25 protein-coding genes are annotated in these 23,031 nt (G+C 63.1%); 13 read left to right on the top strand and 12 right to left on the bottom strand.

Annotated elements, in window-relative coordinates; translation table 11 throughout:
• Positions 1–100 precede the first annotated feature (100 nt).
• A complete protein-coding gene (locus tag LOY53_RS11500; protein ID WP_252823842.1) occupies positions 101–1,057 on the top strand; it encodes a helix-turn-helix domain-containing protein in 957 nt (318 codons plus the stop codon).
• Positions 1,058–1,084: 27 nt separating this feature from the next.
• On the opposite strand, the gene LOY53_RS11495 is transcribed toward LOY53_RS11500, so the two are convergent.
• From LOY53_RS11495 to LOY53_RS11485, 3 genes are all read right to left on the bottom strand, one after another.
• The gene (locus tag LOY53_RS11495; RefSeq protein ID WP_027593515.1) at positions 1,085–1,978 is read right to left on the bottom strand and encodes a DUF2950 domain-containing protein; all 894 of its coding nucleotides are present in this window, start codon (positions 1,976–1,978) and stop codon (positions 1,085–1,087) included.
• Positions 1,975–3,441, bottom strand: a complete 1,467-nt coding sequence (locus tag LOY53_RS11490; protein WP_252823839.1) for a DUF3300 domain-containing protein — start codon at positions 3,439–3,441, stop codon at positions 1,975–1,977. The genes LOY53_RS11495 and LOY53_RS11490 overlap by 4 nt, the downstream gene beginning before the upstream one ends.
• 93 nt (positions 3,442–3,534) lie before the next feature.
• Complete coding sequence (locus LOY53_RS11485) at positions 3,535–4,194, bottom strand: hypothetical protein (protein ID WP_258704032.1); 660 nt, start codon at positions 4,192–4,194, stop codon at positions 3,535–3,537.
• Between the two features lie 131 nt (positions 4,195–4,325).
• On the opposite strand from LOY53_RS11485, the gene LOY53_RS11480 reads away from it, so the two are divergent.
• Both LOY53_RS11480 and LOY53_RS11475 read left to right on the top strand, forming a co-directional pair.
• Positions 4,326–4,577, top strand: a complete 252-nt coding sequence (locus tag LOY53_RS11480) for a hypothetical protein (protein WP_252823835.1) — start codon at positions 4,326–4,328, stop codon at positions 4,575–4,577.
• A gap of 81 nt (positions 4,578–4,658) precedes the next feature.
• On the top strand, positions 4,659–5,378 hold the full coding sequence (locus LOY53_RS11475) for a TorF family putative porin (RefSeq protein WP_238213421.1): 720 nt from the start codon (positions 4,659–4,661) through the stop codon (positions 5,376–5,378).
• Here the strand turns inward: LOY53_RS11475 and LOY53_RS11470 are convergent.
• Positions 5,375–6,247, bottom strand: coding sequence for a DMT family transporter (locus tag LOY53_RS11470; protein WP_258704031.1), 873 nt, complete (start codon positions 6,245–6,247; stop codon positions 5,375–5,377). The genes LOY53_RS11475 and LOY53_RS11470 overlap by 4 nt on opposite strands.
• Before the next feature lie 266 nt (positions 6,248–6,513).
• On the opposite strand from LOY53_RS11470, the gene LOY53_RS11465 reads away from it, so the two are divergent.
• Positions 6,514–6,831, top strand: a complete 318-nt coding sequence (locus LOY53_RS11465; RefSeq protein WP_258704030.1) for a hypothetical protein — start codon at positions 6,514–6,516, stop codon at positions 6,829–6,831.
• A gap of 50 nt (positions 6,832–6,881) precedes the next feature.
• Here LOY53_RS11465 and LOY53_RS11460 read toward each other — a convergent pair whose 3' ends face one another.
• Positions 6,882–7,094, bottom strand: coding sequence for a PLDc N-terminal domain-containing protein (locus tag LOY53_RS11460; RefSeq protein WP_027593522.1), 213 nt, complete (start codon positions 7,092–7,094; stop codon positions 6,882–6,884).
• Between the two features lie 302 nt (positions 7,095–7,396).
• Between LOY53_RS11460 and LOY53_RS11455 the strand changes: the two genes are divergently transcribed.
• Positions 7,397–8,404 (top strand): GlxA family transcriptional regulator, encoded by a 1,008-nt coding sequence (locus tag LOY53_RS11455; RefSeq protein WP_027593523.1) that lies wholly within the window; start codon positions 7,397–7,399, stop codon positions 8,402–8,404.
• Between the two features lie 6 nt (positions 8,405–8,410).
• On the opposite strand, the gene LOY53_RS11450 is transcribed toward LOY53_RS11455, so the two are convergent.
• Positions 8,411–9,082 (bottom strand): TetR/AcrR family transcriptional regulator, encoded by a 672-nt coding sequence (locus LOY53_RS11450; protein WP_027593524.1) that lies wholly within the window; start codon positions 9,080–9,082, stop codon positions 8,411–8,413.
• Positions 9,083–9,262: 180 nt separating this feature from the next.
• Here LOY53_RS11450 and LOY53_RS11445 point away from each other — a divergent pair, with 180 nt between their 5' ends.
• Positions 9,263–10,147 (top strand): DMT family transporter, encoded by an 885-nt coding sequence (locus LOY53_RS11445; RefSeq protein ID WP_258704029.1) that lies wholly within the window; start codon positions 9,263–9,265, stop codon positions 10,145–10,147.
• Between the two features lie 8 nt (positions 10,148–10,155).
• Here the strand turns inward: LOY53_RS11445 and LOY53_RS11440 are convergent, their stop codons facing one another.
• Positions 10,156–11,040 (bottom strand): hypothetical protein, encoded by an 885-nt coding sequence (locus LOY53_RS11440; protein ID WP_258704028.1) that lies wholly within the window; start codon positions 11,038–11,040, stop codon positions 10,156–10,158.
• 218 nt (positions 11,041–11,258) lie between these two features.
• Here LOY53_RS11440 and LOY53_RS11435 point away from each other — a divergent pair, with 218 nt between their 5' ends.
• From LOY53_RS11435 to LOY53_RS11415, 5 genes are all read left to right on the top strand, one after another.
• Positions 11,259–12,239, top strand: a complete 981-nt coding sequence (locus LOY53_RS11435; protein WP_252823828.1) for an aliphatic sulfonate ABC transporter substrate-binding protein — start codon at positions 11,259–11,261, stop codon at positions 12,237–12,239.
• A gap of 16 nt (positions 12,240–12,255) precedes the next feature.
• Positions 12,256–13,647 (top strand): LLM class flavin-dependent oxidoreductase, encoded by a 1,392-nt coding sequence (locus LOY53_RS11430; RefSeq protein ID WP_252823826.1) that lies wholly within the window; start codon positions 12,256–12,258, stop codon positions 13,645–13,647.
• 106 nt (positions 13,648–13,753) lie between these two features.
• A complete protein-coding gene (locus tag LOY53_RS11425; RefSeq protein WP_027593529.1) occupies positions 13,754–14,590 on the top strand; it encodes a bifunctional allantoicase/(S)-ureidoglycine aminohydrolase in 837 nt (278 codons plus the stop codon).
• 101 nt (positions 14,591–14,691) lie between these two features.
• Positions 14,692–15,297: an START domain-containing protein gene (locus tag LOY53_RS11420; protein WP_252823825.1), complete on the top strand. Its 606-nt coding sequence runs from the start codon at positions 14,692–14,694 to the stop codon at positions 15,295–15,297.
• A 90-nt stretch (positions 15,298–15,387) separates the two neighbouring features.
• On the top strand, positions 15,388–16,311 hold the full coding sequence (locus LOY53_RS11415) for a LysR substrate-binding domain-containing protein (protein ID WP_099454370.1): 924 nt from the start codon (positions 15,388–15,390) through the stop codon (positions 16,309–16,311).
• A 48-nt stretch (positions 16,312–16,359) separates the two neighbouring features.
• On the opposite strand, the gene LOY53_RS11410 is transcribed toward LOY53_RS11415, so the two are convergent.
• A complete protein-coding gene (locus tag LOY53_RS11410) occupies positions 16,360–17,778 on the bottom strand; it encodes an amino acid permease (protein WP_252823823.1) in 1,419 nt (472 codons plus the stop codon).
• A gap of 380 nt (positions 17,779–18,158) precedes the next feature.
• Entirely contained in the window at positions 18,159–18,581 is a 423-nt protein-coding gene (locus LOY53_RS11405) for an Lrp/AsnC family transcriptional regulator (protein WP_027593533.1), read from the bottom strand.
• A 193-nt stretch (positions 18,582–18,774) separates the two neighbouring features.
• Here LOY53_RS11405 and LOY53_RS11400 point away from each other — a divergent pair, with 193 nt between their 5' ends.
• Positions 18,775–19,827 carry an ornithine cyclodeaminase gene (locus LOY53_RS11400; protein ID WP_252823821.1) on the top strand — a complete coding sequence of 351 codons (1,053 nt, stop codon included), beginning with the start codon at positions 18,775–18,777 and terminating at the stop codon, positions 19,825–19,827.
• Positions 19,828–19,860: 33 nt separating this feature from the next.
• On the top strand, positions 19,861–20,820 hold the full coding sequence (gene ctlX / locus LOY53_RS11395; RefSeq protein ID WP_177323884.1) for a citrulline utilization hydrolase CtlX: 960 nt from the start codon (positions 19,861–19,863) through the stop codon (positions 20,818–20,820).
• Positions 20,821–20,931: 111 nt separating this feature from the next.
• On the opposite strand, the gene sodC is transcribed toward ctlX, so the two are convergent.
• The 3 genes from sodC to LOY53_RS11380 all read right to left on the bottom strand — a co-directional run bounded on the left by sodC (position 20,932) and on the right by LOY53_RS11380 (position 23,027).
• Entirely contained in the window at positions 20,932–21,447 is a 516-nt protein-coding gene (gene sodC / locus LOY53_RS11390) for a superoxide dismutase [Cu-Zn] SodC (protein WP_252823819.1), read from the bottom strand.
• Between the two features lie 120 nt (positions 21,448–21,567).
• A complete protein-coding gene (locus LOY53_RS11385; protein WP_252823818.1) occupies positions 21,568–22,515 on the bottom strand; it encodes a FecR domain-containing protein in 948 nt (315 codons plus the stop codon).
• Entirely contained in the window at positions 22,512–23,027 is a 516-nt protein-coding gene (locus LOY53_RS11380; protein WP_099454376.1) for a sigma-70 family RNA polymerase sigma factor, read from the bottom strand. Before LOY53_RS11380 ends, LOY53_RS11385 begins: the two co-directional genes overlap by 4 nt.
• Between the last annotated feature and the right edge of the window lie 4 nt (positions 23,028–23,031).

Below are 23,031 nucleotides of genomic sequence, written 5' to 3'. Positions count from 1 at the left end.
GTTGCGCTGCCGGGCGTTTTTGCACAATAACAAGAGCTGCTTGAGTAGCTTGCCTGCAGTTCCTTTTTTCAATGCTGCCCTCTTTGAAAAAGGACAACCCATGCCCACAGAACTGTCGACCCACGGCTGGCCGCAACCCGAACGCCAGGCACGCTGGGCCGAAGCCATCAGCGACACCTACTTCCCCTTGAGCCTGGAATTTGCCGCCGAGCAACCCTTCAATGGCCACCTGCAGCGCTGGAGCACCCCCAGCACGCCGCTGAGCCTGTCACGCCTGCGCTCCAGCCAGCTTGGCTATTCCCGCAGCAAGGCGCACATCGGCCAGGACACTGACGCGTTCTACCTGGTCACCGTGCCCAGCCGCAGCGAGGTGCACTTCGAGCAGGATGGCCACCCAGTGAGCTGCCGCCCGGGCGGTTTCATCGTCGAGCGCGGCGATGCGCCTTACCGCTTCCATTACCGAGCCGAGAACGACCTATGGGTGCTGAAACTGCCTGAACGCGCGCTCAAGGCCAACTTGCTTGGGCACAAGCGCTACACCCGCCACTGCTTCGACGCCAGCCAAGGCCTTGGGCGCATCTTTGTCGAGCAACTGGACCTCTGCGCGCGCCACTTCGACGCCAGCCCCGCAGCCGCCCGCCACCTGTTGCTGGAGCAGGCCAGTGCGACCCTGCTGCTGGCCTTGCAGCAGGACGAACGGGTGCTGGGCAGTGAAGGCTCCAACCTCAGCACGTTGCACCTGACCCGTGTCGAGCACTACGTGCTGCAAAACCTCGGCGACCCCGACCTGTCACCGCAAGCCGTCGCCACGGCCTGCGGCCTGTCATTGCGCTACCTGCACAAGCTGTTCTCGATCACGCCCTATACCCTGGGCGAATGGGTGCGCCAACAGCGCCTGGAGGCAGTGCATCGCCAACTGCGCGATCCGCACTGCCATCTGTCTATCGGCCAACTGGCGTTTCGCTGGGGTTTTACCGACCAGGCGCAGTTCACCCGGGCCTTTCGCCAGCGCTATGGGTGTACCGCCCGCGAGGTGCGCGCAGCGCGCGCACACTGAAGGCGGCAGCGCAGGGATGCGCCGTGCTCACTCGATCGCCGTGGTATCGACCTCTTTCCAGCTGTCATCCGGGTCGAAGCGCTTCATCTCCTTGGCCAGCCTGTCCCCGTGTGGCCCGAGGTCTTTCTCGAAGACCTGGCCGTCATGGCTGATCATGAAGCTCATCACCCCTGTGTCGTCATACTTCGCTGGCCAGGCGATCAGGGCAAAGCCGCGGCTCATCTGGTTGCCAATCAGGTAGCTGTAAGCGCCACCGGGAGCCGACGGGCCTTGCGCATCGAGGATGCGGAAGTGGTAGCCATACCAGTCGTCACCCACCACATCCTGGCCGAACAGCGGCCCCAGCGGGCTGACCTGCCCATCACCTTCATCGTCCCAGTACAGGCCGTCATGCTTGCCAGGCTCGCTGAAAATTTTCTGCGCGTATTCCAGCGCACCATTGCCGTTGCGGTCTTGTGAGGCGTAGTCCATCTGCGCGTCGTGGTACGCCAGCATCGACTGCACGGCGCCCAGTTCGTTGCGGCCAATGCGCCGGGCGCGGATTTCGGCACTGCCGGCCTTGAGGTCGAAACGCCAGCCCTGGCTGCTTTTGCTCAGGGGTATAGGCAACGTCCAGTGATCACTGCCCACCGCCAGTATGGCCTTGCCCTGGGCCGTCATGTCGATGCTGTGCTGCGCGCGATACTGCTCCAGGAACGTGTCCACATCGCTGCGTTGCACCCCCCCGCGCGGGATATAGGTACGCCAATCATCGCCCAACAACTGGGCCAGACGAGCTTCATCAGGTTGCTCCTGGCCCAGCGCCGCGACGAAGGCCTCCACGGCCTTCTCCGGTGTCGGAAAAGCGTCTTGCGCAGCGGCCAGGGATGACCAGGCCAGGCCTGCAGTGAGCAGCAATGCCCCGAGTAATGGACGGTTCATCGACGGCCACCTCCCCCGCGGCGTGCAGGCGCACTGGGCCGGGAGATCTGGTGCCCGGCGGCACGCGATGCGTTCGGCCGCTGGGCGAACGACTGACTGGTACGGCCGCGGCTGGCCTGCGCGCTGGTGCGCGACGGCGAGCGCACGCCGTCGAAGGCATTGTTACGCGCCCGGCCTGCGGTATTGGCGGGGCGGTTCTGCGCCCCTTGCCGCGCCTGGCCTTCGCCTTGTCTGCGTGAGTTCACCTGGTTGTTCTGCTGCCGGCCTTGGGTATTACGTGTGTCCTGTCGGCGGTCGGCTGGCCGTGCCGCGTCGTTACGCGATTGCATGCGATTGCCGACCGAATTGCCCGCCTGCGCCTCGCGCACCTGCTGGCGGGCCTGGCGGTTGCTGGTGGCCGGCCGCTCGATGCCAGCACGGTCCATCGAAGCCCTGGCTTTGTTGCGTGCCTGGGCACGCTGGGCGTCGTCGCCACGGAACGCGGTACGCTGGGTGGCGCCGTCCAGCTGGCGGCCATACTGCTGGCGGCTGCGGGCATCGCGGTAAGGCACACCCTCGCGGTTCGCGGCGTTGTGCTGCCATTTGTTCTGGTTGTTGGTGATGCGGTTGTTGCCGTTGATGTTGTTGTAGCGGTTGACGTCGATGTCGATGTCATTGTTGCCCCAGTCACAGTCGCCCCACAGCGAACTGACAATCGCCACACCCGTACCGAAGGCCAGGCCCGCCACCAGCGCGGAACCGGCGTAGTACATCGGCGGTGGCGGGTAGTACACCGGCGGCGAGGCCGGGTAGGCCCAGGTGCCGTAGGTGGTGGTCGGGTTGTAGCTGGGCACGTACACCACTTGCGGGTCGGCCGGCTCGATAATGATGGTGGTGGGCGGGCTGCTGGCCGGGGCCGCCTGCTTGCTGCTACCACCGCTGGAAGCCGGCGCTGCCGCCGGAGCCGCCTGCACGGTCACGTTCTGGTACTGGTTGCTCTGCAGGTTGCCGGCCGCCTGCGCTTGATGACGCAAGCGCTGCACGCCGGCCATGACATCATCGGGTTGCGCTAGGAAAGCATCGCCCAGGCGTTGTACCCACACGGGGTCCTGGCCCAGGGTCGCCAGCAACTGCGGGAAGGCCACCAACGCCTGCACGCTCGGGTCCCAGGGCTGTTTCGCCACCTGCTTGACCGCATCGTCGCCAGAGGCCTTGGGGTTGGCCTTGGACCAGGTCACGGCTTCACTCACCTGCCCCGGGTAGGTGGCGGCCATCAGCACCTGGGCCAGCAACGCGTCGGGGTACAGCGCGATGGGCGCGAGCATCTGGTCCAGTTGCTCCTGGGTGAACACCGCCTCCTTGGCCGCGAGCGTGTCGGCTTGTGGGGCCGGGTCCGGCGCGGGTACATCTTCTGCCAGCACCCGGCCGGGTGCAGCGCTCAGGCACAGCACCGCCGAAAGGACGGCAATCAATGGCATGCGCATCGCTAATCCCCATGAGGTCAGACCGCGTGGGTTAAGGGTAGCAATGGCCACGTTTTTGGCCAGACGCCACAGCGCAAACATTTGACGTACGGTTCAACCGCCCAGGGCAATGATTGCCAGGATCAGCAACGCCCCAACCGCCGCTAGGATCACGCCGGTCAATTGCATGCGGCCACCGGAATAGCGCGCCAGCAAACAGCCTGCGAGGTAGAGCATGCCCAGGGCGACCAGATGCGACACGCGGATGGCCGTGGCAGTGACGTCTATCAGCAGGAAGGGGATGACCACCGGGAATGTCGCCACTACTACCAGCAGAAAGGTGGCCAGGGCAGCCTTGAAGTCATCCAGGCCCAAACGTACGGGTACCGGGCGGTTGGCATCACGTAACAACCGGACCCGCAGCACGTCCAACCCATCTTCATCCAATGCCAGGCTGATACGCGCCGGCAGCGCATCGGCAATCAACCTGCGCCCCTGGCTGTCATCACCGGCCTGCAGGCGGGCCAGCAAGGTACGGCTGCGCGTGCGCTCGGTCCACGTGCGCAGCAGGTAGATGACCGCATCGGCCAACCCCCACGCCAGGTTGCAGCCGAACGCCGCAATCAGCATCAGCCGGGCATCTTCGCGCCCTGCTGTGGCAACGCTCAGCGAGCCGATGAAGGTCATCGCCATCAACAGACCGAAAATGACTTCGGTAATGCGGTCGATCGGCTCCAGCACACCCCATTTACGCGGTTGCTCGTCTTGCTCCATCACGCCCTCCCGGCCCCTCAGGATCCGTCGATAGTCACTATCGAGAACGGCAATTTCTACCCAACGACGTTGCCGAATAACCTTGCTCCATCGAGCCGCCGCCCACGACCCCGGCCCCTGGAGCTACCCCGATGAATACCCTGGCCCGCTTGCTGCTCACGTCCCTTGCCGTTTTTGCCGTCGCCTTTGTGAGCGGCTGTGCCAGCCACCCCGAACTGCGCCCGTACAGCGCCGAAGAAACCCGCCAACTGCAACTGGAAGCCTTGCAGCGCCGTGGCCTGTCGCTGGACGACTATGAGCAGCAACGGCGGGTGATCCAGCGTGCCAACGACCTGCCTGTGGTCACTGAAGCCGCCGACGCTGCCCCTTCGACCAAAGGCTGAAAGGGATAGCCAACGGTTCCCTCCTCCCGCCTGCGCAGGTATCCTTTACCGCTCAACCGCAAGCCTTCCAGGACGGAGACCATGACCAGGCCCCTTCTGTTGCTGAGTGCTGCACTGCTCTTCAGCCCCCTGCTGCTGGCCCAGCAAATGAAACGCGAACTGGGCGACATCGACTTCACGCTAGGCACCACACCCTCCCGCAGCATGGCCCAAGGGCTGATTTCGCCCAGCGCCATCGGCGCATTCCATGGTGGCCTCGACCTCAGCCACCGCAGTGGCTGGTACCTGGGCCAATACGCCCCGAGCATGGGTGTCACCCCGAACTCCACCCTGCGGTTGGACAGCTACCTGGGCTACAAGCATCACTTTGACAGCAGCCTGGGTTACGAGGTGGGTTTGATTCATTACAGCCAGCCCACTGTCGCAGGCCCCGACAGTTACGCGCTGTATGGCGGCGTGTCGGTGCTGGGCAGCCGCTTTGGCGGGGCACTGCGCGACAACCCCGACAACCGCACCGGCACCCTCTTCGCCGACTTCGGCCAATTGCCGCTGTTCGACGTCGACCTCACCGTCAAACTCGCCCATCACCGTTTGGGCACGCCGTTCACCATTGGCGATGGCAGCCAGGTGAATGCCTTTTCCGACTGGTCGCTGGAACTGTCGCGGCCTTGGCTGGGCATCGACCTGAACCTGATCTACAGCAACTCCAACCTCAGTGGCGGCGGTTGTGATGCGTATTCGGGGATCAACACGTATTGCGAAAGCGTAGTCACGCTCAAGGCGCAGCGCAGCTTCTTTTAACGGCGCGTTGCCAGCGCCAGCGCGATACCGCCCAGCACCACGACACACGCCAGCAGCAAGCGAATCGACAGCGGTTCACCAATCAGGCAAACGCCGCCCACTGCGGCAATCACCGGCACACTGAGCTGCATCGTTGCCGCCTGTTGTGCGCTGACCTGCCTGACCACGCCGTACCACACCGCATAACCTGCCCCCGAGGCCAGCACGCCCGAGGCAAGCGCATACAGTAAACCCGGTGCGGTCAACTGCGTGCCACCACCGACCCATAGCACGGGTGCCAGTAGCACCAGGCATGGCAGGCTGCGGGCAAAGTTGCCGGCGGTATCCGCCAGCGGTCTGGGTGAGCCTTTGCCCAACAGCGAATACACACCCCACGCCACGCCCGAGGCGGCCATCAGCAAGGCGCTGGTCAAGGGTGGCGCCTCTGCACCGGGCAACAACAGCAGCAACAGGCCGGCGAAGGCGATCAGCATGCCCAGCAGCATCCGCGGGGTGATGCGCTCGCCTTTGTACGCGGCAAAACCAAACATAGTGATCTGCACGGCGCCGAACAACAGCAACGCACCTGCGCCAGCGCCCAGTTGCAGGTACGCCGCAGAAAACAGGAATGCATAAAGGAACAGCGCCAGGCCGCCTCTCCAGCTGCCGCCCTGGGGGACTGCGGGCTTGCGCAGCCTTATTAGCAGCATGAGGAACAGCGCACCACTGGCCAGGCGCACCACCGTGAACGATACGGGGTCGATAGCCCCGTCCCGCAGTGCCAACCGGCAAAACACCGAATTGGCAGCAAAAGCCACCAGGCTGAACAGTGCGGGCCAGAGCCAGGCCCTGGCCTTGCGGTCGGTAAGCGTGGTGGTGCCGGTGCTCATGGTGGGGTCACCTCTGAGAGGGTTACTGTTGTTATATCGGCCCTGCAGCTACCGATATACAACAGAGTGTTTCCCTGGTGAATACTCTCACGGAGAAAGTGCCGCCGAATATCAGACCTCGAGTTATCTTGAGGTCAAGCGCACTGTAGGACTTTTCACATGATGCCGTCAGCGTGTTGAACCACGCGTGTGTTTTCAGCGGCGTCTGCCTGCCGCTAGACTGCAAAGCCCGGCACGGAGGCCTGCCCGCAACAAGGAAAGCGACAATGACCAAGCACCACTTTCAACTTGCCTACACCATTAATCCACGGCATGACGGCGATGACGACGAGGCCGCCCGCGCCCGGCTGCACTTGCGCAAAATCGGCTGGGACACCATGGAACACATCGAAACCACCCTGTTAGGCGTGGTCCAGCTTTACCAAGGCACCACGGCAGCCCGTATCGATGAAGCCGAAAAGCAGATTCGCGACCGCATACACGAAGAGCTCAAAAGCCTACGTGTGGTGTCGCGGGTGAAGTTTCACGGCAGCCTGATGGTCGACGGCCTGGGCCAGGCCATTCACTTCAGCATCGTGCCCTGAGCCGCGAGCAGTGACCGCACCAGGCGCCCCCGCGCCTGGTGCCATGGCCATCACTTTTCTTGCAGCACTGCCCTGCCCTTCACCGCTCGCGGCCCGCGCCAGGCCCAGAACAGCAGGCCGGGGAACGGTGCATAGACCACGAAGACGACCCACAGCATCTTGCGCTCGGCGCGGCGGTCACTGCCGATGATGTGCCAGATGGCCCAGATTTCCAGCAGGATCACAAAGGCCGCGATGATGATCCAGATCGTTCCGATTTCCATGAGCGCTCTCCCATTTGGCATGTAATGGGTTGGGTTGCCTTGGGCGCTGAGGGTTCAGATTGATTTCCCGGGGGCATGCCGTCGGGCTTGCAGCGCCTGTTGGATCGAGCGCCGTACGGGCGGCGCTTCGCAGCACAAGGCTGCTCCTACAAACCCTACGCGCGGGCGGCGCTCGACTTCACAACCACCCTTCAACCCATTGCCTGAACACGACCTGAAATACGACAGGCCCACCCGAGAGATTGTCTTTCCCCCGGCCACCCGCCACACTCCGCCTGGCCAGCCAGGAAGCGGAGTCCAGAGTGCCCACCCCACGCCAGTTCAGCAAGAAGACCAGCACCAGCAACATGCTGCGGCTAAAGTCCACCACCGGAAATGCCCAAGCGCCCTATCGGGTCGATTTCGTATTGCTCGAACACTTCTCCATGGCCAGCTTCACCGTGGCCATGGATGTGCTGGTCACAGCCAACCTACTGCGCGCCGACAGCTTCCAGTTCACCCCACTGTCGCTGGACGGCGACCGGGTGCTGAGCGACCTGGGGCTGGAGCTGGTCGCCAGCGAACTGTCCGCCGAAGCGCTCAAGGAACTCGACCTGCTGATCATCTGCGGTGGCCTGCGCACCCCGCTCAAGTACCCTGAACTCGACCGCATGCTGGACGACTGCGCCGCCCATGGCATGGCCCTGGGCGGCCTGTGGAACGGCGCCTGGTTCCTCGGCCGCGCAGGCGTGCTGGACGACTACGGGTGCAGCATCCACCCCGAGCAACGCGCCAGCCTCTCCGAACGCAGCCCGCAAACCCGCATCACCCCGGCCAGCTTCACCCTCGACCGCGACCGCCTCAGCGCCGCCAGCCCCAATGGCGCGATGGAGCTGATGCTCGGCCTGGTCCGCAGGCTGTACGGCGATGGCCTGGCCGAAGGCGTCGAAGAAATATTGTCGTTCTCCGGCGCACGCTATCGCCAGGTCGGGCCCGGGGCGAAAAAGTCCATGAGCCTGCACATGCGCACCATCGTCGAGCTGATGGAAAACAACCTCGAAGAAACCCTCAGCCTCGATCAACTGGCCGCCTACAGCGGGCGCTCACGCCGGCAGATCGACCGCCTGTTCCAGGCCCAGCTGGGCACCTCGCCTCGGCGCTACTACATGGAATTGCGCATCACCAAAAGCCGCCGGCTGCTGCAGTATTCCGACCTGTCGGTGATGGAAGTGGCAGTGGCCTGCGGATTCGTGTCGGTGTCGCACTTCAGCAAGTGCTATGCGGCGTACTTCGGCTACCCGCCGTCACGCGAGCAACGGCTGGGCGAGTGACCCCGCTCAGGCGCGGATATAGCGGATGACTGCGTCACAGATCATGTTCTTGTGGCGCTGCTTGATCTCGTCGTCGGCGAGGTCTATCTGGAAAATCTCGCCGAAGGTGTGGCGGTTCGACACCCGGTAGAAGCAGAACGAACTCATCAGCATGTGCAGGTCGATGACCTCGATCCCAGAACGGAACACGCCTTCCTGCTCGCCCCGACGCAAGGTGCTGCCAAGGGCCTCGAGCACCAGGCTGCTCATCTCACGGATAACCGGCGACTGCTTGACGTACTCACCATAGTGAATGTTTTCGGTGCAGATGATGCGCACGAAATCGACATTGCGGTCGTGGTGATCGAAGGTGAACTCCACCAGGCGACGGATCGCCTGCTCGGCCGGCAGCGACTCCAGGTCCAGGCTTTGTTCGGTCTTGCGAATATCACCGTAGAGCTTGACCAGGCACTCGACGTACAACTGCTCCTTGCTGCCGAAGTAGTAGTAGATCATGCGCTTGGAGGTGGCGGTGCGCTCGGCGATGGCATCGACGCGCGCGCCGGCCAGGCCCTGCTGGACGAACTCGTTGATGGCGGCCTGAAGGATGTCCTCGCGCGTTTTCTCGGGGTTGTTCTTGCGCGACTTGCGCACCCCTTCGATCTCAGGCTGGCCGAGGCTGACTACGGAATCACTCATACCCACTCACAGGCTGTTTATTGGAATGAGGTGATTATCCGTGAGCGCGGCCATGCAGGGAAGCACGCTGTTGGTCGGGTAGCCACGAAAGGGCATTACAGGCAAACCACCGGCGGCGCTTGTCGTCACGCCCCTCAACCCGCTAGCCTGCGTTTCTCTGCCCCGGACGGACCCTGCCGCATGCAACCGCGTGACCTTGCCGCTTACCTGTTTCTAGCCATTGCCTGGGGCTTTTCTTTTCTGGTGGTGCTCAAGACGGTGCACGCCTTTGGCTGGGTCGGCGCGGTCAGCCTGCGCTCGCTGATTGCCGGCAGTACCTTGGCCATTCTGGGCGCGGTGTGCGGCCGTACCCTGCGCCTGCGGCCGTTGCTGAAACCACTGCTGGTGATCGGCGCCACTACCGTGGCCGGGCAGTTGATCGGTATGTCTTACGCCACGCCACGGATCGGCACGGCCATGGCAGCGATCTTCGTGGCCACCATCCCGCTGTTTTCGATGATCATCGGCCGTGTCTGGGGCTTGGAGAAGATCACCCTGCAAGGCCTCATCGGCCTGCTGCTGGGCTTTGTCGGTATCGCCATGCTGGTGGGGTTTCCGGCCCAACCGGTCAACGACGTCTTCATCCACGGCTGTATCGCGTCGCTGTTCGGTGCCTTGAGCGCTGCGTTCGGCAGCAACTACGCCAGCCTGTATTTGCGTGGTCAGGACCCATGGACGGTGACCGGCGGCGCATTCCTGGCCGGCGGCCTGATGACCTTGCCGCTGTTGCTGGTGGTGCCCGTGCCTAGCGTGCCCCAGGCCAGCGACTGGCTTTACCTGCTGATCAGCGGCGGGGTCATGAGCGCTACCACGTATGTGCTGTTTTTCGGCCTGGTCGCACGTATCGGTGCCACCCGCGCCATCAGCGTAGAGTTCGTGGTCACCCTGGTGGCGGTGCTGGTGGGGGCGCTGTTCCTCGATGAAACCTTGAGCCTGCTGCAGGTGGCCGGCGGCGGCGTGATCCTGCTCGGCTGCATGCTGGTGCTGGGCTTGCTGCCCGGGCGCAAGCAACGCCTGCCGAGCTGAACGATCGGTCAGTCACGCTGCGCGGTGCTGCGCTCCACCGGTGGGGTCAGGTGCAGCACGCGGTTGCGCCCGCCCTCAGCCAGCAGATAGCCGCCCTTGCCATCGGCGACGATTGACTGCGGCGCCTTGAGGAACGACAGCACGGTCTGGCGCGAGCCATCAGCGTCGATACGCAGCAAGCGGGCGCGGTGCGTGTTGTCTTCGCTGATCCACAAACCGCGCTGATCACAGAACAGGAAGGTTGGGTTACGCAGGCCGTCGACCACCACCGGGTCCTGGCCGTCTTCGGACAACGCGCGGACCTTGCCGTTGGCTTTCTCGGTATACAGCAGCCGGCCATCGCTGCAGCGGGTCAGGCCTTCGGTTTCGGTAAGCCCGGAACGCAGCACGTCAAGCTGGCCAGTGCGCCAGTCATAGCGCATCAAACGGCCATTGCCCTTGCGGTCTTCGATGGCATACAGGTGATCGCCCTCGTTCCACAACCCTTGCACGCTCTCGCCGTCGAACAGCCGGGTCACCTGACCATCACGCGACAGGCTGACCGGTGCGAAGCCTCCTTCCTGGCTGAACACCCAGCCGCCGTCGACGGCGACCATGCCGTCAGGTTTGGACAGGTTGTCGATCACCACAACCCGGTCGCCCTGGGCGGTGATCTTGAGGATGCTGCCTTTGCCGTCGTCCAGTTCGCGGCTGACCAGCAGGCTGCCGTCGGCTTGCGGCAGCAACGAGGCTGCTTTGGCCACGTCGCGGTGCAACACCTCGACGTCCCAGCCGCTGGTAGCCTGGACGGGGTAGAAACTCTGCCAGGCAAAGAAGCCAAGCGTGGCCGCGAGCAGGCTGGCAGTAGCGGTCAGGGCGATGCGGGTGCTGCGCTTGCGCAGGGTGTGCGGCATGAAAAAGGCTCCTCAAACGTGATCGGGATCCTAGCAAAGAGATGTGAAAAAAAAGTGATGGCACAGTGCCTTTCTGTGCAAGCGCACGCCTCTAAACTACAAAAAGGATATAAAAATAACTAAACATTCTAACCAAATGGAATTAAAAAATTGAAAGCCAAACGCCACCTCCTTAGTCTGGGCGCACGGATTATCACCCCATTCCAGGAGCCCCCCTCATGCCCACCCGTGCCTTTTCCCCCTTGCGCCGCCTGTTGATCGGCGGCCTGTTGGCCAGTGTCGCCAGCGCTTTGCTGCCCTGGTCCAACGCCCTCGCCGATGAGGCCAAAACCCTGCGCATCGGCTACCAGAAATTCAACAGCATCAATATTCTCAAGGGCAGTGGTGCCCTGGAGAAGGCCCTCGCCCCGCAAGGGGTGACCGTCAGCTGGCACGAGTTCGCCGCGGGCCCACAACTGCTCGAAGCGCTGAGCACCGGCGCCATCGACCTCGGCCACGCCGCCGACGCCCCCTCGGTCTTTGCCCAGGCCGCCGGCAAGCCAGTGGTTTACCTGGCCGCCGAGCAACCCTACCCCCGCGGTATCGGCCTGGTGGTGCGCGAACAGGACCACCTCACAGGCGTGCAGGACCTTAAAGGCAAGCGGGTAGCCACCGGCCGTGGCTGGAACGCGCAATACCTGTTAGCCGTCGCGCTGGAGCAAGCCGGCCTGAGCTACCAGGACATCACCCCCGCCTACGTCAATAATGCGGCTGATGCCGTGGCCGCCCTGCAATCGGGCAGCGTCCAGGCCGTGACCCTGTGGGACCCGTTCCTCGCCGCGGCAGAAAGCCAGCCGGGCCTGAAGAACCTGCGTGATGGCAGTGGCTTGTCCAATAACCGCACCTTCTACCTGTCCACTGCGGCATTCGCCGACCAGCACCGCGCCCTGCTGAAGACCTTCTTCGCCGAACTGGGCAAGGTCAGCCAATGGGCCAACGCCAAGCCCGCCGAAGTCGCCGCGCTGCTGGCGCCGCAGCTGGGGATCAAGGCCGATGTGCTGGAAGTGGCCAGCGAACGCCGTAACTACAACGCCGTGGCCATCACCCCGCAGATCGTCGCCGAACAGCAGAAGCTGGCCGACACCTTCCAGGGCCTGGGCCTGATCCCGCGTAAGTTGCAGGTAGCCGATGCGGTCTACCCGGCTTCCGTGCTGCCGTGACCGGAGAATGACCGCCATGCCCCGCCCGATCCGCTTCAACGCGTTCAGCATGAACGCCGCCAGCCACCAGTCCCCCGGCCTGTGGCGCCACCCGCGTAACACCAGCGTGGCCTTCAACCGCCTGGGCTACTGGACCGAGCTGGCCCGCCTGCTGGAGCGCGGCCTGTTCGACGCGCTGTTCATTGCCGACGTACTGGGCATCTACGACGTCTACCAGGGCGGCCCCGAAGCGGCCTTGCGCGGAGGCGTGCAGGTGCCGGTCAACGACCCGCTGCTGCTGGTCCCGGCCATGGCCGGCGTAACCGACCACCTGGGCTTTGGCGTGACCTTTTCACTGACCTACGAACACCCCTACCCCTTTGCCCGGCGCATGTCCACGCTCGATCACCTGAGCAATGGCCGTGTCGGCTGGAACATCGTCACCGGCTACCTGGACAGCGCCGCGCGTAACCTGGGCCTGGCGCGCCAACTGGGCCACGACCAGCGTTACGACCTGGCCGAGGAATACCTGCAGGTGCTGTACAAACTGTGGGAAAAAAGCTGGGACGACGACGCGGTGGTGCTGGAGCGTGATAGCGGCCGGTATATCGACCCTTCCCGGGTCCACCCGATCGGCCACGTCGGCGAGCACTTCCAGGTGCCCGGCACCCACCTGTGCCAGCCCTCGCCGCAACGCACGCCGGTGTTGTTCCAGGCCGGCGCCTCGGCACGCGGCCAGCAGTTTGCTGCGCAGCATGCCGAGTGCGTGTTCATCAGCGGGCCAACGACTACGGTACTGCGCCGCTATGCCGAAGGCATTCGCCAGGCCAGCGAAGTGGCCGGGCGCGGCCGCGACGAGGTGTTGATCTACGCCCAGGCACTGCTGATCGTCGCCCCCACGCGTGAAGAGGCCGAAGCCCGCTTTGCCGAGTACCGGGGCTATGTCGACCTGGACGCCGCGTTGGCCCTGCTGTCGGGCTGGACTGGCATCGACTTCGCCGGCCTCGACCCCGACGCACCGATCGAGTATGTCGAGAACGATGCCGGCCGCGCCGCCCTGGCCGCCTTCACCGCCGCCGACCCCAACCGCCGCTGGACCGTGCGCGAAGCGGCCGAATTCGTCGGCCTGGGGGGCCGTGGTCCGGTCCTGGTGGGCGCTGCCACTGACATCGCCGACCAGTTGGAAACATGGCTAGACGAGACCGGCATCGACGGTTTCAACCTCACGTATGCGGTGCAACCGGATGACCTGGCCAACGTCGTCGAGCTGCTGGTGCCCGAGCTGCAACGCCGCGGCCGCTACCCCTTGCACTACCAGGAAGGCACGCTGCGCCACAAGCTGTTCGGCCAGGGCGACCGCTTGCCGGAGCAGCATGCAGGGCGCCAGGTTAGCATTCAGCAAGCAAATACCGGGTATTCCAACATTTAATTTGTAGATGGCACGCGCTCGACCCTATTCTGTCGGCACATCCCCTGCGCCGCACCGGCCGGTGCGGTTCACGGCACGGGGAGAGAACAACAAGTCGAGATCGTCCATGTCGAATCATTCCTACTTCGCCCCCCACGGTGGGCACCCGGCTCAAACCGAGCTGCTGACTGACCGTGCCATGTTCACCGAAGCTTATGCCGTCATCCCTAAGGGCGTGATGCGTGACATCGTCACCAGTCACCTGCCGTTCTGGGACAAAATGCGCATGTGGGTCATCGCCCGCCCATTGACCGGCTTTGCCGAGACCTTCTCGCAGTACATCGTCGAAGTGGCCCCGGAAGGCGGCAGCGAGCGCCCAGAGCTGGACGTAAACGCCGAAGCCGTGGTGTTCGTGGTCGAGGGTGAGCTCGACATCACCCTGGAAGGCAAGCACCACACCCTGAAGCAAGGCGGCTACGCCTTCATCGCCCCAGGCGCCGAATGGAGCCTGCGTAACCACAGCAAGGCCAACGTCACCTTCCACTGGCTGCGCAAGCACTACCAGAAGGTTGAAGGCCTGGACCTGCCAGAGTCCTTCGTCACCCACCGTGACAACGCCACCGTCATCGAAATGCCGGGCACCGAAGGCCGCTGGAAAACCACCCGCTTCGTCGACATGGCCGACATGCGCCACGACATGCACGTCAATATCGTGACCTTCCAGCCGGGCGGCGTGATTCCGTTCGCTGAAACCCACGTCATGGAACATGGCCTGTACGTGCTGGAAGGCAAGGCAGTGTACCGCCTGAACCAGGACTGGGTCGAAGTCGAAGCCGGTGACTTCATGTGGCTGCGCGCCTTCTGCCCGCAAGCCTGCTACGCCGGTGGCCCAGGCAACTTCAGCTACCTGCTGTACAAGGACGTCAACCGCCACGTGCACCTGACGCTCAACCCACAGCGCTAAGCGTTTAGTTAAGCCCAGCCTGTTGGACCGAAGCCCGCCTCCCTGGCGGGCTTTCTGTTTGCCGCTCATACTGAATAATCCTGCCCTGCGCGGTGCTCACCATGAACCGCTACCGCCTGCTTGCCGCCTTGTTGCTGGCGCTGTCCAGTACCGTTCAGGCGACCGACGACTGGAACCTGGCCTACGACAGGGAAGGCATCCGTGTCTACCTCAGCGGCGCCGGCGATTCCCCCTACCAGCAGTTTCGCGGTGTCAGCACCATGAAGGCCAGCGTACGCACGTTGACAGACCTGCAGGAAAACCTGCGCGTGGCCTGTAAATGGCTGTATGCCTGCGCCGAGATGCGCTTGCTGGAGGTCGACGGCGACAGTACCTGGGTCTACCTGACCACCAACCTGCCGTGGCCGACCCTGCCGCGCGACATCGTGGTCAAGGTGACCACTGAACAGCGCGACGACGGCACCCTGCTGCGCCACCTGAGCGCCGACCCTGGCAAGATCCCCGAAGTGGAGGGGCTGATCCGCGTGCAGCGCCTCAGTGGCGAGTGGGTGATGAAACCGCTGGGTGACAAGCAGACCGAAGTCACGTACCAGCTCAAGGCAGACCCGGCCGGGGATGTGCCGGGGTGGTTGGCCAACCGCTTTGTGGTGGATGCACCGGTGGTGACGTTGCGCACGCTGCGGGCGGTGGCCGAGCGCCAGCACTGAAGGCATGCTGGCGACTACCGCCCTGGCGGTTTTTCTGCCACTGTCTGGGCGCGACGCGGACCAGCGCGTCGCGCCTTGCCAGGACGTCGCATGAAAACACAAGAATACGGCAACAAACACAAAGGCTACCGGCGCATCATCCCGTCGATGACGGCACTGCTCGAATTCGAAGCCGTGGCCCGGCACAACAGCTTCACCCTGGCCGCGCAGGAGTTGGGCGTGACCCAGGCGGCAGTCAGCAAGCAGGTCAAGCAGCTCGAAGAAACCCTCGGCAGCCAGCTGTTCCAGCGCCTGCACCGGGGCGTGCGCCTGACCAGCGAGGGCCAAGCCCTGTATGCGGTCATTTCCGACTCGCTGCAAAAGATCGCCTCGGTCTTCGACCGCCTCAGCGAGGGTGGCAACGAGCAAGAACTGGTGCTGAGCTGCACCGCGACGTTTTCCCAGCTGCGGGTCATGCCGCGCCTGGGCACCTTGCGCACCGCCCTGCCCCACGTGCGCCTGCGCTTGGCCACACAGATGTTCATGGGCGACCTGCGCAATCACGACGTCGATCTGCTGGTGCGCTATGGCAACGGGCGCTGGGAAGACGGCACCGCCGTGCAGCTGTTCGAGGAAGAAATATTTCCGGTGTGTTCACCCGACTGGCTCACCCGCAACAGCCTGCCGGAGTCACTAGAAGGCTTGTACAGCGCCGACTTGCTCGATGCCGATGCCACGACCGAGGGCTGGATGACCTGGCCTACCTGGTTCCGCGAAGCGGGTGGGCACCCGCCCAAACTTCGCTACAGCCTGCGTTGCCACCTGTATGCAGACACTGTTCAGGCGGCGCTGCATGGGCATGGTGTAGCGCTGGGGTGGGGCCGAATGGTCGATCACCTGTTGGCGTCCGGTGAGCTGGTGCGCCTGACCGACCTGGTGGTCAAACCCCGCGAGGCCTACTACTTGGTCGTGCCCCATGGCCGCAGCACTACCCCGACCATTCTGGGCCTGGTGGACTGGCTGCGCGACAGCTGAAAGCGGCAATGGCCGTGGGCGTGACCCCACGGCCAACTGCACAGCGTTTTAGGAAGCCGTAGCCGCTACTTGCCGAGCGCACACCTTAACCCGGCGCCGGTAGGCGAGCAGCAAGCCGATATACCACAGCGGCATCACATACAGCGCGGTCCGTGTGTCAGGCTCCAGCACCAACAGGCACAACACGAAGATCAGAAACAGCTGCGCCGATGCCGCCGTCACTTTGCCACCTGGCAGCTTGAAGCTGGACTGCTCATGCGCCTTGGGGTTTTGCCGACGGTAGGCAAAGTAGGACATCAAGATCAGCGACCAGGTGACGATGATCATCACCGCCGAAATGGTCGACACCAACGTGAAGACCGTCATGACCTCCGGGATCACGAACAACAGCGTCAACGCAATCGCCATGCACACCCCCGAAAACACCAGCGCCCTGACCGGCGTACCCGACCCGGACAGACGCCCGAACGCAGTCGGCGCCTGTTGCTGGTGAGACAGGCCGTAAAGCATCCGCGACCCCGAGTACACACCGCTGTTGGCCGACGAGGCGGCAGACGTCAGCACCACAAAATTGATGATGCCGGCCGCAGCCGGCAGGCCGCCCAGCAGGAACAGCTCGACGAACGGGCTGCGGTTTGCTGGCACATTCGCCCACGAGACCACGCTGATGATGCACACCAGCGAGCAGATGTAGAACAGCAGGATGCGCACGGGAATGGTGTTGATCGCTTTGGGCAGGGTCTTTTCCGGGTCCTTGGCTTCTGCGGCCGCGGTACCGATCAGTTCGGTACCCACGAACGAGAAGATCGCGATCTGGAAGCCGGCGAGGAAGCCGAGAATGCCGTGGGGCATGACCACACCGGGTGCCACCAGATGACTGAAGGACGCCGTGACCCCGGCTGGCGAGGTGTAAGACGTGGCCACCATCACCAGCCCCGTGACCACCAGCAGCACGATCGCAACGATCTTGATCAGCCCGAACCAGAACTCGACCTCGCCAAACGCCTTTACCGCCAGCATGTTCAGGCCCAGCAGCAGGAACATCGTGGCAAATGCCGGTAGCCAGGTGGGCACATCGGGGTACCAGTACTGGAAGAAGCCTGCCACCACGACCACATCACCCACCGCCGCGACCACCCAGCTGAGCCAGTAGGACCAGCTGAGGATGAAACCGGCGCGCGGCCCGAGGTAGTTGTGCACCAGGTCTGCGAACGACTCCATGTGCAGGTTGGCCAGCAGCATCTCGCCCATTGCACGCATGATGCAGAACACGAAAAAGCCGATGATGGCGTACACCAGGATGATCGAAGTGCCGGAAAGCGCGATGATCTTGCCCGAGCCCATGAACAGCCCGGTGCCGATCGCACCACTGATCGAAATGAGCTGAATGTGCCTGTTTTCCAGCCGTCGCTTCAGCGTACGGCCAGGTTGCCCAGTCGCGTCTTGCGAGTTGCACGTTTGCTGCATAGTTGACCTCTTATTCTTTTTCTGTGAAACCACATGCCCTTCACGGCGCCCTTTAATTGGTACGCACGTGCACACTTTTTGTAATGACAAGTGCGGCAGGCATGGGTATTAACGCAGACGGAAATACACGCCCCGATGAAACTTCTCATCAGGCTTAATTAATTATGAAAGCCCATCACACGTACACGCCGATTAATCTGAACATGCCCGGCAAGACGTTTAAACGTGAAACACAGCGTGCTGACGCTGTTTCATTTTGCCAGCCGTTGTGGTCAATCGGAACGCTACAGACTGCACACACGAAATGGGATTTGTTGCACTGTGAAAGGCCGGGGTGACAGTTTGCGCCAGGCGCCTGCCCATTCCGGCTATCGCGGTGATCACATCTTGAAGGTGGAGAGCAAAATGCTGGTCTCGGTGTTCTCGATGTGTTGTATCGAGCGAATGGTGTTCAACGCTCGGTCGAAGGCCTCAAGGGTGTCGGCCCGCAGCTCGGCCATCAGGTCCCAGCGGCCATTGGTGGTGTGAATGGCCACCACGTTGGGGTGCCCGCGCAGCGCGTGCTTGACCTCCGCAGCATGATGGCCGCTGATGCCGATGCTGGTAATTGCCCGTACGCCTTGCTCCAGGGCATCTGACCTGAGGCGAATCGTGTAGCCCATGATCACCCCTTGTTCCTCAAGCTTGGTGATGCGGTTCTGCACCGTTGCCCTGGCAACCTTGAGTTTCTTGGCAAGGGTGAGGATCGGCGTGCGTGCATTATCACGCAACAGCGCGATCAGTTCCCGGTCTACAGTGTCCATGGTGCCTGCCCATTAATCAGATTGTTATTCTGGGGTCGCAGATTGTCTAGAAAGATGACGAAACTGGCAACCTGCTCTCTTCAATTTGACGCAACCTTTCATCAAACTCTTCGTGCTGGCAACCCCTCAACAATCTTAAGCGTTCACCCTGCAGGCCTTGAGGTGAGAGCGCGCGCATAAAAGGTGCAAGAGCATGACGTATTTCATTGATGTTCCAACCATGTCCGATTTGGTCCATGACATTGGCGTAGCGCCCTTCATTGGCGAACTCGCCGCCGCCCTGCGCGAAGACTTTATACGTTGGCAGGACTTTGATAAGTCCGCCCGTGTTGCCAGCCATTCGGAAGTGGGTGTGATCGAATTGATGCCGGTCGCCGACACGCATCGCTATGCGTTCAAATACGTCAACGGGCACCCTGCCAATACAGCAAAAGACCTACATACCGTCATGGCCTTTGGCGTGTTGGCCGACGTGGCGACCGGTTACCCGGTGCTACTGTCTGAACTGACCATCGCCACTGCCCTGCGCACTGCAGCCACATCGTTGATGGCTGCCCAGGCACTGGCCCGGCCAAACGCGAAAAAAATGGCGCTGATCGGCAACGGCGCGCAAAGCGAATTCCAGGCACTGGCCTTCCACAAGCACCTGGGTATCGAAGAAATCGTCGCCTTCGACACCGACCCGCTGGCCACCGCCAAGCTGATCGCCAACCTCAAGGAGTACAGCGGCCTTACCATTCGCAAGGCCCGCTCTGTTGCCGAGGCGGTCAAAGGCGTCGACATCATCACCACGGTGACCGCCGACAAGGCCTACGCGACCATCATCACCCCCGACATGCTCGAACCCGGCATGCACGTGAACGCAGTGGGTGGCGACTGCCCAGGCAAGACCGAACTGCATGCCGATGTATTGCGCAGCGCACGCGTGTTCGTCGAGTACGAACCGCAGACCCGTATCGAAGGTGACATCCAGCAATTGCCTGGCGACTTCCCTGTGGTCGACCTTTGGCGTGTACTGCGGGGCGAAACCGAAGGCCGCCAAAGCGACAGCCAGGTAACGGTATTCGACTCGGTGGGCTTCGCGCTCGAAGACTATACCGTACTACGGTATGTACTACAGCAAGCCGAAAAACGCGGCCTGGGCTCAAAAATCGACCTGGTGCCCTGGGTGGACGAAGACCCGAAAGACCTGTTCAGCCACACCCGCGGCCGCGCTACCAAAAGCCGCATCCGACGCGTTGCATAACCCTACGGTCAGCTCTTAATTTCGGTATTCCAGATGGCATTTCCAACGCGTTCGATTCAAGCACCTGCGGCAGTGGTCATGGTCAGGCCGCACGCCTTCACCCCCAACCCCGAAACAGCGGCAGACAACTCGTTCCAGAGCACCCACCCTGACGTCGCCGCGCAGGCCGTGGCCGATGTGGCGCGCGACGAAGTCACCCAGGCCGCGGGGCGGCTTGAAGCCGAGGGCGTGCGGGTGCACCTGTTCGACGACTTTGGCGAGCAGAACACGCCGGACTCGGTGTTCCCTAACAACTGGTTTTCCACCCACCCGGGCGGCCACATCGCGATCTACTCGATGTACTCGCGCAATCGCCGCCGCGAACGGCGGGCGGATGTCATCGAGATGCTCAAGCATGAGTACCGGGTGCAGGATGTGATCGACTATTCCGGGCTGGAACAGGACGAGCTGTTTCTCGAAGGTACTGGGGCGATGGTGTTCGACCATTTGTCCAGGGTCGCCTATACCGCCCGCTCCAACCGCGCCGACCCGATCGCCCTCGAGCGTTTTAGCACGCACTTCAACTTCGAGCCCATGGTGTTCGACACGGCAGACGAGCAAGGCACGCCGATCTACCACACCAACGTCCTGATGTGCGTGGCGACGGAGTTTGCACTGGTGGGGTTTGACACGTTCACCAACCCGAGCCGTGCGCAGGAGGTGCGCATGCGCCTGATCGAGTCAGGCCGTGATGTGATCGACCTGAGCAACCAGCAGATCAGCCAGTTTGCCGGCAACGCCATCGAGCTTTCTGGGCGTGATGGTCGAATCCTTGCGCTTTCGCGCAAAGCGTTCGACAGCCTTACGGGTGAGCAGCGTCAGCGCATCGAGCGTTCGGCGCGGCTGGTGCCTTTGGATGTGCCGACCATCGAGATGGCCGGGGGCTCGGTGCGCTGCATGATCGCCGGGATTCACCTGTCACCGAGAAGCTCACGCCCGCTTTCGATCAATTAATTGAAAGCCACCTGTAGGAGCAGCCTTGTGCTGCGAAGAGGCCGGTACAGCTGTTGCAGAGGATGTGGCTGCAATGGCCTCTTCGCAGCGCAAGGCTGCTTCTACCCGCCGTTACTGCACAACCCCGCATGCCATCCGCGCACCACCACCGCCCAGTTTCTCCGGGTGGTCACTGTGGTTGTCGCCACCGGCATGCACCATCAACGCATGGCCTTTGAAGTCCGCAGCCTTGAGGCGTGGTGCGAGCACCGGATAGCTGGCCTTGCCATCGGCACCCACGTACAGCGCCGGCAAGTCACCCCGGTGGCCGCTGTCATCGTAGGGGCCTTTATGCGCCTGGGTCGAATCCGGGTCCCAGTGGCCACCCGCCCCGCCAGCAGGCACCGGCTTGCCGTTCTCCTCGGTGGGTGCGCACGACGCATTCTGATGCAAATGGAAGCCATGCACGCCGGGCGGCATGTCCTTGAGATCAGGGGTCAGTAGGGTGCCGTATTGGTTTTGCTCGATGCTGATGGTCCCGATCGACTTGCCTGGGCCGTCGGGGCCTGCCAACTTGAGTTCTACCGTCTGGGCGGCCTGCGCAAGGCCGGTGCTGGCCAGCAATGCAACGAAAAGCGCTGCTTTCATGTGGGTTCTCCATGGCATGGGATGACGGGTGTCGTACCCAGGTAACAGTTGGGACTGCGCAGCCCGCCAGGTATTCCATTTGGCCACAGACTGAAACACTTACACGTGTGCGGTGTACCCTCAGGCAAGTTGCTTGCGCGGTGTCAGCGACACCCAGTAGCGGGTCCGATAATGCACTTGCAGCGGCAGGCTGGCAGCCAACAAGGTAAGGATGCGGTCGTTGTCGTCGAGCTGGAAGCTGCCGGTCACGCTCAGGCGCTCCAGAGCCGGGTCCCAACGCAGCAGCCCGGGGCGATAGCGGTCGAGTTCGCGTAACACATCGCCCAGGGGCTGGTTGTCGACCATCAACAGGCCTTGCTGCCAACCCGGCAACTGCGGGTCGAAGGCCTCGACAGGCCCCGCCCCGCTTGCAGCAAGGGTTACCCGCTGCCCAGCCTGCAACGACAGCGCGCCGCCCTGGGCCGTTTGCAGGTGCACGGCGCCATCGCTGACCGACACGCGATAGTGCTGCCCTTGCTGACGCACACAAACACTCGCGCGGGTAGCAAAGACGGCGCCTTGGGCGGTCTGCACCTGCAACGGGCCAACGCAGTCCACGGCAATCTCACCCCGTACCAGTTGCACGATTTGCTGGCCGCCCTGCATAAACAGGTTCACCGCACTGGCGGTGTTCAAATGCACGCGCCCTCCCCCTGCCAGCACGTGGCCACGCCGTTCTCCGGTGGCGGTGTGCAGGTCGGCGCGCCAGCTGTCCACGGGTAGCTGACGGTAGCCATACCAAGCCAGCGGCGCCAGGGTGCCGATCGCCAAGGCCTGGCCCAGCAACCGGCGGCGGTCGGGGTCCGGACGGTCCAGGCAGGCCACGGCAAGCGACGATGGCACGGCGGAAAACTGCGTGCGCAGGGCCTCGGCTTTTTGCCACAGCGCTTCATGGGCAGCGCTGCGTGCACGCCAGCTAAGCAGCGCGGCAACCTGCCCATCATCCAGCGGGCCAGCGTCCTGCAAGGCCAACCAATGCGCGGCCTCGCGGGCCAGCTGCCGAGCGCGGGCGTCGACGGGCGCACTCACAACGCCACCAACAGGCAATGCGCGTACGCCTTGACCATGTAGCGTTTGACCGTACGCTCAGAGACCTGCAAACGCTCGGCAATGGTTGCGTAGTCGACCCCTTCTAACTGAGCCCATAGAAAAGCTTGGCGCACGGCGCGTGGCAGGCCGTCGAGCAGTTCGTCCAAGGCCTGCAAGGCTTCAAGCAGCAACCAGCGCTGCTCCGGCGAGGGCGCCAGCGCTTCGGGCAGGTTGGCCAGAGCCTCCAGATAGGCGCGCTCCAGGCTGCGCCGCTTGTAGTGGTTGATCAGCAGCCGCTTGCCCACGGTCAGTAGATAGGCCCTGGGCTCACGCAGGCTGGGCAGCTTTTGCCCCGGGTGCGCGGCGAGCACCCGCAAAAAGGTGTCCTGGGCCAGGTCGGCAGCTTCCCAGGCATCGCCCAGGCGGCGCGAGAGCCAGCCTTCCAGCCAACTGCGATGGTCGCGGTAAAGCGTGCCGAAGGAGGTTTCGTCTGCCGGAGTGGAGTCGGTCATTCAA

The sequence above is a fragment of the Pseudomonas sp. B21-031 genome, from assembly GCF_024748985.1.
GTDB lineage: Bacteria > Pseudomonadota > Gammaproteobacteria > Pseudomonadales > Pseudomonadaceae > Aquipseudomonas > Aquipseudomonas kermanshahensis.
The sequence above is the reverse complement of the archived record's forward strand: the minus strand, read 5'-3'. Positions and strand labels throughout refer to the sequence as shown.